Below are 11691 nucleotides of genomic sequence, written 5' to 3'. Positions count from 1 at the left end.
CACGAAGTCGAGGCAGGCCTGCACGTCGTCGCCCTGGATCACGGTGACGGCGGGCGCCACGTCGAAGGTGGCGAGCGACTTCCCGCCACCCGCGCGCCGGAAGCCCGACTCGAGCGCGTCGCGGTAGAAGCCGGTGCGGTAGGGCGAGTACCAGACCGCGAGCCAGCCGTCGGCGATCTCGGCCGCCTGTGCCACGCTCTTCGACCGCGTGGCGGCGATGTAGATGGGGATCTGGCGCCCGTGGAGGATCGAGCGCAGCGGCTTCCCGAGACCGGTCGCGCCCGGGCCGCGATACGGGATCTGGTAGTGCTCGCCCTGGTGCTCGAGCGGGCGCTCGCGGGCCCAGATCGCGCGCACGATCTCGATGTACTCGCGCGTGCGCGTGAGCGGCTTGCCGAAGGGCTGCCCGTGCCACCCCTCGACCACCTGCGGGCCGGAGACGCCGAGCCCCAAGAGGAAGCGGCCGCCCGAGAGCTGGTCGAGCGAGGTCGCGGTCGATGCCGTCATGGCCGGCGTGCGCGCCGACATCTGCATGATCGCCGCGCCGAGGTGGATCTTGCTCGTCTGCCCGCCGATCCAGGCGAGCGGGGTCACCGCGTCCGAGCCGTACGCCTCCGCCGTCCACACCGAGTGGAAGCCGAGGCGCTCGGCCTCGCGCACGAGGTCCATGTCGACCGCGAGCTGCGCGCCCGAGTAGCCGACGTTCAGGCCGAAGCGGATCATGCCGCCACCCAGTTGCCGTGGAAGCCGTAGGGCACGCGGTGCGGGAGGTGGACGACGGCCACGGGCTCGCCGCCCACGTTGCGTGCGTCCAGGATGTAGAAATCGCTCGTGTTGCGCGCGTGGTCGTAGGCGAGCACCAGTACCCAGCCGTCGTCCTCGGCCGCGCCCTCGCTGCGCGGGACGAAGAGTGGCTCGCCGACGCCGTTCTCGGCGCCGAAGCGCCGGGTCTCGGCGGTGCCGCGTTCGAGGTCGTATTTCTTCACCGCGGTCCAGAGTGGCTCGGCGCCGTCGCTGAGCTCGGGCTCGCGCGCCGCCGTGTAGCCGAAGCGGTGGCGCCGGCCGACGAGGCGCTCGTCGACCCGCGGGAACTCCGTGATGATGTCGTCGAGCGGCGTCGACTTGACGCCGCCGGCGCGGAGATCGATGCGCCAGCGGTGCATGCGAGCCGCGTTCTCGTTGCGGTAGCTCGGGTTCGCCGCCGCCCGGGGGTTCATGAAGTCGAGTTGCCCGTAGCGCGCCACGTCGAGCACGATCGCGTCGCCGTCGGCGAAGGCGTTCATGGGGTGGAAGACGTACGACGCCTCGGTCTCGAACCAGCGCACGTCGACGTTGCCGCCGCTCCGCGGCATGACACCGAGCCGCGTGCCGCGCTCGGGCTCCCAGGAGAAGGCGCCGCCGCGCTCCGCCATGTTCTCGAAGCTGAAGACGAGCGGGCAGAGGATGAAGACGACGTGGTCCCTCGTGATCGCGAAATCGTGGATCATCGACGGCCAGGCGACGTCGATCACCTCGCTGCGCACGAGCCGTCCGTCGCGGTCGGCGACGTGGTACTGGAGCCAGGGCGGGAAGGGCGAGTAGCCGAAGAAGAGCATCTCGCCCGTCTCGGGGTCCATCTTCGGATGCGCGGTCATGGCCCCGACCAGCCGCCCGTCGAAGTCGAACTCGCCGAGCGTCTCGAGGGTGCGCGGCTCCATGCGCGTCGGGAAGGCGGCCTCCATCAGCGCGAGCAGTCGCCCGGCGTGCCACACGATGTTCGTGTTGCCGGTGTTCTTGAAGCGCGGCGCCTCGCTCGGGTCGATGTCGAGGAGCCCCGAGAAGAGCCCGCGGCCGGCGGCGCGCTCCTCCTTCAGGCCGGCGCTCAGCACGTAGCGGTTGCGGTAGTGCGCGCGCCCATCGGCGAGCGTGACGGCGTGGATCATGCCGTCGCCGTCGAACCAGTGGTAGCGCCCGGGCGGCTCGAAGGCCGGGTTCGGTCCGTTGCGGTAGTAGGTGCCGTTCAGCTCCCGGGGAATCCGGCCGCTGACCTCGAGGTCCCCGGCCACGCCCTCCATGCGCCAGGGAGCGAAGTTGCCCTGCAGGAAGACGTTCACCTCCGATTCGCGACGTACCATGGGCGGTTCCCTTTCTGGCCGCGCGGGCGGCGCGCGCGCCGCGCGGCGGCGGCCGTGGTGAGCTGGGCGATCAACCCGTCGCGCAGGAGCGCGACGGCGGGGTCCTGGGCGGAGAAGTAGCCGCCGACGAGCAGCGAGGTGACGCCGTGCGCGGCGCACCAGCAGGCGCGCGTCGCCTCCTCGACCGGGACGCGCAGGCGGCCCGCGGCGGCGATCGCCGCGAGCATGCGACGCAGCCGGTCGTACGATACGAGGCCGGCAGGCGTGGGCCGCCGCGCGTCGCGCTGCTGGAACATGAGGCGGTAGTGGGCGGGATGCGCGAGGCCGTACTCGACGTAGCGGTCGAAGGCCCAGGCGAGCGCCTCGACCGGGTCGGCCGGCGGGCGGCGGCGGGCGAGGGCCCGGTCGAAGACCGCGAAGCAGTCGTCGATCACCCGCTCGACGAGCGCGCGCTTGTCGCCGAAGTGATGGTAGATGGTGGGCGGCGTCACGCCGGCGCGCGCGCAGAGCTGGCGGATGGAGAGGTCGCCCTGCGCGAGCAGGTCCTCGGCGGCCGCCAGGATGGCGCGCCGCGTGGCCTCCGAGTCGGCGTCGCGGGAGCGGGCGAGGGCGGCGGCGCGGGAGGCCACGGGCAGCTCTATAGCGCCGCTATATTTGGCGAGTCAAGGGGGCGTGCCGCGCGACGGGTCGGCGAGCCTCACGCCACGACCCCGCTCTCCTTCCAGCGTGCGATCTCCTCCCAGCTGCAACCGAGCTCGAGCAGCACCTCCTCGGTCTGCGCGCCCGCCTCCTGGGCGGGCCGCCGGACCACGGGCGGCGCGCCCGCGAACTGGACCGGGTTCGCGCACACGCGCACCGGACCCTCGGGCGCGGGCGACTCGAGCAGGTAGCCGTTGGCCTCGACCTGGGGGTCCCGGGGGAGGTCGAGCGGGCTCTGGAGCGGCCCCCAGATGCACTCCGACGCGCGCAGGATGCGCGCCCACTCGTCGCGCGCCCGGGTCGCGAAGTGGCGCGCCAGCTCCTCGGCGATCTCCTGGCGCTTCTCCTGTCGAGCCGCGGGCGTCGGGTAGCGCTCGAGGAGGTCCCGGCGGCCGATGGTCTCCGCGAAGTGCGGCCAGAAGCGCTCCGCCTGGAGCATCATGAGGACGATGGATTTCCCGTCCTGGCAGACGTAGTTCCCGACCAGCGGGTTCGGCGTGACGCGCATCTCGCCCGCCGAGGGCAGCAGGGCGCCGTACATGAGGGCGGCGACGATGTCGGGCGAGAGCACCCACATGGCCGTGCCGAGGAGCGAGACGTCGAGCTCGATGCCTTCACCCATCTTCTCGCGCCGGAAAAGTGCCGCGGCGACGCCGCCCGCGATGCACATCCCGCCGATGAAGTCGCCGAAGGCGGGCCGCTGCTGCACGTAGGGCCCGCCCGGCGTCGAGAGCCGGTCCGCGATCCCGCCCCGCGCCCAGAACGACACGCCGTCGTAGCCGCCGCGGCGCGCGTCGGGTCCGCGCGCGCCCTGGCCGTGGCCCTTGGCGTAGACGAGGCGCGGGTTCACGCGCTTCAAGTCCTCGTAGGTGATGCGCAGGCGCTCGCGCGCGTCGGGCAGGAAGTTGGTGAGGAACACGTCGGCGCGCTCGACCAGGCGATAGAGGAGCGCGCGGCCCTCGTCGGTCCCGAGGTCGATGCCGACGCTGCGCTTGTGGCGCCCGAGCTGTTCGACGATGAAGTTCCGCCCGGACGCGCCCGGGATCATGCCGCCGGTGATCAGGCCGCGGATCGGGTCGCCGTGGCGCGGGTGCTCGATCTTCACCACCGCCGCGCCCCAGTCGCCCAGCGCGGTGCCGGCGGAGGGGACGAAGCCCCAGTCCGCCACCTCCACCACCGTGATGCCATCGAGCACGGTTGCCATGAGGGCGAGACTAGGAGCCAGGGGGCGAGCGCGTCAAGGCACCGCTCGCACGCGCCCCGAGCGCCTGCTATGCGCGGGGCGTGGATGCGTGGAACCACAACAACTACTGCGTCCCGCCCGAGCACGTGGACGGCCTCTGCGCGTGCATCGAGGCGCTCTTCCCGTGGACGCTCATCGTGCGCAAGCCGCATCTCGTCGGCTACCGCCTGGGCGACGACCTGAACCGCGGCGCGCTCTATCTCCGCCCGACGCCGGCGGCGGGCGCGGTGTTCGACGCGGTGGCGCGTCTTCGGCGGAGCGATGCGGAGCTCGGGCGGGCGCTCGCCGCCCTCGAAGGGCAGGAGGCCGATCTGACCGACCACCACGGCATCCGCATCGCGAGCGTGGAGGAGTGGGAGTGGCGCGTGGCGCGCGCGCTCGTGCTGGCGCGCACGCGGCCCGAGCTCGGGGTGACGGTGGTGCGCGTCGAGCGCCCGGGCGATCCGGGGGCGGTGACGGACTACCTCTACCAGGCGTGGGTGAGGCTCGGGCTCCTTGGGCCGTGGCGGAACACCTTCGAGCTGCAGGCGCTGGCGGAGGGGAAGGAGCCGGTGCGCTGAGCCGGCCGGCGGGGCCTAGGTTCACCCGCCCTCGGACGCTCTCCTCCCCCCCGCCACGCCGTTCTTCGTACTCCGCTTGACCGCGTACATCGCTGCATCGGCCGCCCGGAACAGCCCCTCCGCGTCATCCGCGTGATCCGGGAAGGTCGCAACTCCGATGCTCACGGTGAGCGTCTCGCCCTCCCGCTCGCCCGGGATGGGGCAGGCCGCGATCGCCTCCCGCAGCCCCTCGGCGATCGCGCGCGCGGCCGTCGTGTCGGTCGCCGGGAGGATCACCACGAACTCGTCTCCGCCGAACCGCGCCGCCACGTCCCCCGGCCTGAGCCGCCCCCCGATCACGTGCCCCACCTCGGCGATGGCGCGGCTCCCCACCAGGTGCCCGTACCGGTCCACCACCGCCTTGAGCCCATCGAGGTCGAGCACCAACAGCGACACCGGCCCACCGCGCGCGAGCAGCGCCGGGAGCACCCGGTTGAAGTGCCGCGTGTTCCCGAGACCCGTCAAGTCGTCCGTGAGCGCCGCCTGCTGCGCCTGCCGGTAGAGCGAGGCGTTCTCGATCGCGATCGCAGCGTGGTCGGCGAGGCTCTGCACGAGCCGGAGCTCATTGTCGTCGAAGGCGGAGCCGTCGAGCTTGTTGATGACCTGGATGACGCCGTGAAGGGTGCCGCGGTGCACCATCGGCACGCAGAGCATCCTGCGCGGGAGGAGGCCAGTCTCGCGTGCGATACGGGGGTCATGGCGCGGGTCGTGGCTCGCGTCATCGAGGCGGACGGCCTCGCGGTGGAGCGCCACCCAGCCAGCGATGCCCTGGCCCATGTGGAGCCGCACGCCGTCGATCACCCCGTGGCGGAGCGCCCGCGAGACGCGAAAGGCGAGCTCGCGGCGCTCCCGATCGTAGATGACGAGCACCGCGTCCTGGCTCGGCACGGCGGCGGCGAGGCGGGCGAAGAGGCCGTGCAGCGCATCGGGGTCGTGCGCGACGCGCTCGAGATCGTCCGTCGAGGCGAGCTCGGCGACGACCGCGCCGGCCCGCTCGCGGTCTGCCTCGTCGAAGGGGCGGCCGTCGTAGCGGCGCGTGAGCTCGATTGTGCCTAGGACGCGCTCCTCGCCGCGCACCGGCACGATGAGCCGATCGGGGCTCATGAGCCCGCCCACCGCCGGGGGCAGCGGGGCTTCGCGGCAGGTGAGGGTGTTCTCCTGGAGCGTCTCGGTGGCCGCGAAGACGATCTCGTCGCGCTCGCGGTCGTAGAGGAGGAGCGAGAGGCCCTCCGCGGAGGTGACGTGCTTCGTGTGCTCGAGGACGATGCGGAGGATCTCCGGCAGGTCGAGCGTGGAGGTGAGCGCCTGGAGCGTGGCGTTGAGTGCGGTTACCTCGCGGAGTTGGCGCTCGAGGACGGTCGCGGCAGGGGCTACCGACATGCGCCGTCGCGGTAGCACGGCGCCGGCCCTGGCCGCCAGTCCTCGGCCGGGAGGAGCTTGCCGGCGCGGTCACCCGCGGAGTAGAGGGGGCCGCATGCCCGCGGCGCTCGAACACCTCCGCGTCGTCGACCTGACCGATCTCCGCGGCGCATTCGCGGGGCGGCTCCTCGCCGACCTGGGCGCCGACGTGGTGAAGGTCGAGCCGCCGCGCGGCGACCCGGGGCGCCTCGTCCCGCCGTTCGCGGGTGGCATCGAGGCTCCGGACCGCTCGCTCCCGTTCTTCTATCGCAACGCCAACAAGCGCAGCGCGGTCCTCGACCTGCACGACGCCGACGGCTGGCACCGCTTCTGCGCGCTGTGCGAGCAGGCCGACATCCTGATCGAGAACCTCGGTCCCGAGGGCGAGCGCCGCCACGGCCTCACCCCCGCCGAGGTCCAGGAGCGCCATCCGCGCCTCGTGCACGTCGCGCTCGCGGACCTCGGGCTGACGGGCCCGTGCGCGGGCTGGCGGCTCGAGGCGCTGCCGGCCTTCGCCGCTTCGGGCGCGCTTCATGCCTCCGGCTTCCGCGAGCGGCCGCCGTGCTGGCTCCCGGGCTACGCGGCACACGATTGCGGCGCGGTCTTCGCCGTGGCCGGCGCGCTCGCGGCCCTCCTCGACCGCGCGCGTCACGGCAGGGGGCAGACGGTCGAGGTCTCGGTGCAGGAGGCGGCGCTGAACGGCATGAACCCGTGGTCGATCCCGCTCGCCGACTACGCGCGCCTCTACCCGATGCTGCCCGTCTCACCGCCGCGCAACGCCGACGGCGCGTACCACGTGCTCAAGACCGCCGACGGCTACGTGCGCGTGCTGCCCGGCTCGCCGCGGCAGTGGCGGGCGTTCGTGGCGCTCCTCGGCAACCCCGAGGCGCTCGAGGGTGAGCATTGGGGCGTGGCGCTCTTCCGCCTCATGAACGGTGACGTCGTGCGCGTGGTCGCCGCGGAGGCGCTCGCGGGGCGCGCGCGCGCGGAGGTCCTCGCCGAGGGGCGCCGGCTCGGCGTGCCGATCACGCCCGTCAACACGCCCGAGGAGTTCGTGGCCGAGGAGCAGACGCGCGTCCGCGGCTACTTCCGCGCGACGGGGTTCCCGCACCTGGGCGACGCGCCCTTCGCGCCCGCGCCCTTCAACTTCTCGCGCACGCCCGCGGTGCTGGCGCGCCCGGCGCCGGTACCCGGCGCCGGCTTCCCGCCGCGCGCGCCCGAGCACCCGAGCGGCGACGGCGCGAGCCGCCCGGCCCTCGCCGGGCTCCGCGTGATCGACCTCGGCTGCGGCGTCGCCATCCCCGAGACGGGGACGCTGCTCGCCGAGCTCGGCGCCGAGGTCATCAAGGTCGAGTCGCGGGCCAACGTCGACTTTCTCCGCCGCGTCACGGTCGAGCCCGACGCCTTCGACCGCTCGTGGACCTTCAACGACGCCTCGCGCGCCCAGCTGAGCGTCGCCCTCGACCTGCGCACGCCGCGCGGCCGCGAGCTGGCCCTCCGTCTCTGCGCGGCGGCGGACGTCCTGATCGAGAACAACCGCGGCGACGTGGTCCGCCAGTGGGGTCTCGACTACGAGGACGTTCGCCGCGTCCGTCCCGACATCATCTACGTCGCCTCCCAGGGCTTCGGCCGCGGCGGGCCGCTCGGCGAGGCCTCCGCCTACGGCCCGCTCAACTCGGCCTTCGCGGGCGTCACCTGGCTCTGGAACCATCCCGACGCGCCGTATCCCGCAGGCTCGTCGCTCAACCACCCCGACCACATCGCCGCCAAGCTGGCGGCGGTCGCGGTGCTGGCCGCGCTCGAGCACCGCCGCCGCACGGGCGAGGGGCAGCTGATCGAGATGTCGCAGGCGGAGGCGGCAGCGTATCTGATCGGCGAGTTCTACCTGGAAGGGCCGGCGACCGGCCGGCCCACCGCCCAGCGGGGCAACGCGGCCCTGTACGCCTGCCCGCACGGCGTCTACCCGAGCGCGGGCGAGGACCGCTGGGTGGCCATCGCGGTGGTCGGCGACGAGGCGTGGGAGCGCTTCGCGGGCGCGCTCGGCTGGCCCCACGACCCCGCGCTCGCGTCGCTCGCGGGCAGGCTCGCCGCGCGCGCCGACCTCGACCGCCGCGTCGCCGAGTGGACGCGCGCGCGCAGCGCCGAGGAGGCGGCCGCGGCGCTCCAGGCGGCGGGCGTCTCGGCCATGCCGGTCCAGAACGGCGACGATCACCGCGCCGACCCGCACCTCGCCGCGCGCGGCGCGATCGTGACCGTCGAGCACCCCGAGATCGGTCCCGAGCGGCACAGCGGGAACCCGATCCGCTTCTCCCGCACGCCGCTCGCACCGCCCCGGCCCGCGCCGCGCCTCGGCGCCGACACCGAGGACGTGCTGACTCGCGTCCTCGGCCTCTCCCGCGCCCAGGTGGCCCGCCTCGCCGAGGACGGCGTCCTCCAGTGAGCGCGGCGACGATCCGCGGCCGGGCGGCGGTCGTCGGCATCGGCCAGACCGCGTTCGGGAAGTCCCTCGGCCGCTCCGAGTACGACATGGCGCTCGAGGCGATCCTCGCCGCCTGCGCCGACGCCGGCCTCTCGCCGCGCGACATCGACGGCACGGTGCGCTACGACATGGAGACGACCGACGAGGAGAACTTGCTCGCCGCGCTCGGCCACCCCGATCTCGGCTGGTTCGCGTCGAGCGCCTGGGGCGGCGGCGGCTCGGCGTCGGTCCTCGTGCTGGCGGCGACGGCGATCGCGGCCGGCATGGCGTCGACCGTGCTGGTCCATCGTTCGCGCGCGCGCGGCAAGCACTCCGCCTACGGCGCTGGCGTGCACCAGGGCGGGCGCTACTGGGAGCGGCTCGGAGAGGTGGCGCTCACGGGTTTGAACAAGTGGCACGTCCCGCACGGCCTGGTCGCCGCCTTCCAGGAGATGGCGATGATCGCCATGCGCCACCGCATCGAGTACGGCACCACCGACGAGCAGTACGCCGAGGTGGCGGTCGCCTTCCGGAGCCACGCCGTGCGCAACCCGCATGCGGTCATGGGCACGCCGATCACGATCGCCGACCACCACGCCTCGCGCATGGTCTCCGACCCGCTGCGGCTGCTCGACTGCTGCCTCGAGACCGACGGCGCGGTCGCACTGGTCGTGACCGCGGCCGAGCGCGCGCGCGACCTCCGCCAGCCGCCCGCCTACATCCTGGCCGGCGCGATGGCGGCGGGCGGCCACCACATCCGTCTCTCGACCTATTACGAACGGGGCAGCAACCGAACCGATGACGGCGCCCCGCGCGCCGCCCGCCGGCTGTGGGCGATGGCAGGCGTCGAGCCGAAGGACATCGACGTCGCCTGCTTCTACGACTTCTTCACGCCGCTCGTCATCATGGCACTCGAGGATTACGGCTTCTGCGGGCCGGGCGAGGGCGGGCCGTTCGTCGAACGGGGCGGGCTCGCGTGGCCGGACGGAAGGCTCGTCTGCAACACCAACGGCGGCCAGCTCTCCGAGGCCTTCATCCACGGCTTCAACAACACGGTGGAGGCGGTGCGGCAGATCCGCGGCACCTCGACGGCGCAGGTCGCTGGCTGTGAGCTCGCCCTCGTCGCCGGCGGCAACACCGACCCGACCGGCGCCGTGATCCTCCGCCGATGAGCCCGCCGCTCCCGGGGCCGACGCGTGACGATGCCGAGTTCTGGGCCGCCGCCCGGTGCGGCGAGCTCCGCTTCCAGCGTTGCACGGGCTGCGGCCGCTTTCGCCACTACCCGCGGCCGACGTGCCCCCGGTGCCTGTCGCGCGACTTCGCCTGGGAGCGCTCGACTGGCCGCGGCACGGTGTGGACGTGGACGATCGTGCGCGGACCGACGCTGCCTGCGTTCGAGTCGAAGCAGCCCTACAACGTCGTCGACGTGCTCATGGAGGAGGGCGTGCACTTCGTGAGCGAGGTGCTCCACTGCCCGCCGGAGCAGATCCGCGCCGGCATGCCCGTCGAGGCGGTGTTCGTGGCGGCGAGCGACGAGATCACGCTCGTGAAGTTCCGCCGCGCGCCCTAGCTCCAGCTCCCGAGCGTCGCGTGCCGCAGCGCCGCTCCGCAGCGCGGACACGGGATGCGGTCCACGGTTCCCTCGATCAGCTTGACCGGCGCGTTGCACTTCGCGCAGCGTCGGTCGCGGCGGTCGGCGCGCTGCTCGGAGAGGTCGACGACGATCAGGTCCTTGCACTCGCCGCAGACGGCGAGGCCGCCCCAGAACCGGGCGCGGCCCGCCTTTCCCCAGCCGACGCTCAGCTGCTCGGTCGCGAAGCCGCACGAGGGGCACTTGTAGGCGACGATCGAGCCCATCAGTTGAGCCCGTAGAGCGCCGCGGCGTTCCCACCCGCGATCAGCGCCCGCTCGTCCTCGGGGACGTCCTTGAAGTGCTCGGCCAGCGCCGCGCGCGACCTCGGCCAGGTGCTGTCCGAGTGCGGGTAGTCGGTCGACCACATGATGTTGCGCAGGCCGGCCCTCTGGCGCGCCGCCACGCCCGACAGGTCCTGGATGAAGGTCGCGTGCCCCTGGCGGTACCAGAAGGTGCTCGGCTTCTCGGTGATCACCGACTTGGTCCAGAAGCGGTGCTTGTTGAAGGTCTGGTCCATGCGCTCGACGAAGTAGGGGATCCAGCCGATGCCGCACTCGACCAGCACGAAGTGGAGCTTCGGATGGCGCGCCAGGATGCCGGTGAAGACGAGCGTCGAGACCACCTCGCAGATCGAGATGGGCGCGATGGCGATGAAGGTCTCCTTCACGCCCGGGGTCGGGTTCATGAAGGTCTGCTGCACGTTCGTGTTGCGCGGCCCCACGATGTGGAAGCTCACGGGGAGCCCGGTCTCCTCGACCAGCGACCAGAAGGGCTCGTAGGCGGCATCCCAGAGCGCCTTCCCGCCGCGCTCGTCCGGGAAGGGGTCGACATGGAAGCCGCGGAGCCCGAGCTTCGCGACGCGCCGGAGCTCGGCCATCGCCTCCGCCAGGTCGAGGAGGGGGATGTGCGCGAGACCGACGAGGCGGGTGGGCGCCGCCTTCGACAGCTCGACCATCCAGTCGTTGTAGGTCTGGATGACGTAGCCGCGCAGCTCGGGATCGGGCGAGAGCGAGGTGACGGGCCCGCCGAAGTAGAGGATCTCGGCGTCGACGCCGTCGAGGTCCATGTCGGCGAGCCGCGCCGCCGGGTCGTAGGAGCCGGGCCGCATGTCCTTGTAGGTCATCCCCGAGGGCCGGAACTCCTCGGGCTTGTGGCCGGCAGAGGCGTCGAGACCGATCGCACCCGAGACCTGCGAGTCGACGATCCACAAGTCGCCTTGCGGCGTGGACTCGACGCGGGGCACCCGGTCGCGGAGCTTCGCGGGCGCGCGCGACGTCCACAGGTCCTTCGGCGGGTTCACGTGCGAGTCCGCCGAGATGATGCGCTCGTTCGCCATCGTCACCTACCTCCCGGGGAGGTTATTAACCGACCCGGCTCGGCCGGTCCACCCGGGGTCAGGGGGGTGACGCTCGCCTTCGTCTTGGTGCACGCGGCCAGCGCCGCGCGGCTCGCGCCCAGGACGACCGCGAGCGCTGCGAGCGCCACGAGGAGACGGCGCCATCGTCGACGCCGAGCGGGCGCGAGCCGACGAGCACGTCACCGCAGTC

At 73.0% G+C, this 11691-nt stretch carries 11 protein-coding genes; 4 read left to right on the top strand and 7 right to left on the bottom strand.

Annotation, left to right across the window (positions count from 1 at the left end; genetic code table 11):
- The 4 genes from E6J59_13155 to E6J59_13140 all read right to left on the bottom strand — a co-directional run.
- A partial coding sequence (locus tag E6J59_13155; protein TMB19026.1) for an LLM class flavin-dependent oxidoreductase occupies positions 1-669 on the bottom strand: 669 nt, incomplete at its 3' end.
- A 50-nt stretch (positions 670-719) separates the two neighbouring features.
- Positions 720-2114: a carotenoid oxygenase family protein gene (locus tag E6J59_13150; GenBank protein TMB19025.1), complete on the bottom strand. Its 1395-nt coding sequence runs from the start codon at positions 2112-2114 to the stop codon at positions 720-722.
- A complete protein-coding gene (locus tag E6J59_13145; protein ID TMB19024.1) occupies positions 2090-2743 on the bottom strand; it encodes a TetR/AcrR family transcriptional regulator in 654 nt (217 codons plus the stop codon). The genes E6J59_13150 and E6J59_13145 overlap by 25 nt, the downstream gene beginning before the upstream one ends.
- Positions 2744-2811: 68 nt before the next feature.
- Complete coding sequence (locus tag E6J59_13140) at positions 2812-4017, bottom strand: CoA transferase (GenBank protein TMB19023.1); 1206 nt, start codon at positions 4015-4017, stop codon at positions 2812-2814.
- Between the two features lie 80 nt (positions 4018-4097).
- Here E6J59_13140 and E6J59_13135 point away from each other — a divergent pair, with 80 nt between their 5' ends.
- Positions 4098-4616 carry a hypothetical protein gene (locus E6J59_13135; protein TMB19022.1) on the top strand — a complete coding sequence of 173 codons (519 nt, stop codon included), beginning with the start codon at positions 4098-4100 and terminating at the stop codon, positions 4614-4616.
- Between the two features lie 21 nt (positions 4617-4637).
- Here E6J59_13135 and E6J59_13130 read toward each other — a convergent pair whose 3' ends face one another.
- Complete coding sequence (locus E6J59_13130; protein TMB19021.1) at positions 4638-6035, bottom strand: diguanylate cyclase; 1398 nt, start codon at positions 6033-6035, stop codon at positions 4638-4640.
- Here E6J59_13130 and E6J59_13125 point away from each other — a divergent pair.
- The 3 genes from E6J59_13125 to E6J59_13115 are packed head-to-tail and all read left to right on the top strand — an operon-like array spanning position 5920 to position 10081.
- Complete coding sequence (locus E6J59_13125; protein TMB19020.1) at positions 5920-8493, top strand: CoA transferase; 2574 nt, start codon at positions 5920-5922, stop codon at positions 8491-8493. The genes E6J59_13130 and E6J59_13125 overlap by 116 nt on opposite strands.
- Positions 8490-9683, top strand: a complete 1194-nt coding sequence (locus E6J59_13120; GenBank protein ID TMB19019.1) for a lipid-transfer protein — start codon at positions 8490-8492, stop codon at positions 9681-9683. Before E6J59_13125 ends, E6J59_13120 begins: the two co-directional genes overlap by 4 nt.
- Positions 9680-10081 (top strand): nucleic acid-binding protein, encoded by a 402-nt coding sequence (locus E6J59_13115; GenBank protein ID TMB19018.1) that lies wholly within the window; start codon positions 9680-9682, stop codon positions 10079-10081. Before E6J59_13120 ends, E6J59_13115 begins: the two co-directional genes overlap by 4 nt.
- Here E6J59_13115 and E6J59_13110 read toward each other — a convergent pair.
- Complete coding sequence (locus E6J59_13110; protein ID TMB19017.1) at positions 10078-10368, bottom strand: hypothetical protein; 291 nt, start codon at positions 10366-10368, stop codon at positions 10078-10080. The two genes, E6J59_13115 and E6J59_13110, sit on opposite strands and share 4 nt — an antisense overlap.
- Positions 10368-11480 (bottom strand): amidohydrolase, encoded by a 1113-nt coding sequence (locus tag E6J59_13105; protein TMB19016.1) that lies wholly within the window; start codon positions 11478-11480, stop codon positions 10368-10370. The genes E6J59_13110 and E6J59_13105 overlap by 1 nt, the downstream gene beginning before the upstream one ends.
- Positions 11481-11691 lie beyond the last annotated feature (211 nt).

The sequence above is a fragment of the Deltaproteobacteria bacterium genome, assembly GCA_005879795.1.
In the GTDB taxonomy this organism is placed as follows: Bacteria; Desulfobacterota; Binatia; order DP-6; family DP-6; genus DP-6.
Note: the sequence above shows the minus strand (reverse complement) of the source record. Positions and strands in the feature narration are given on the sequence as shown.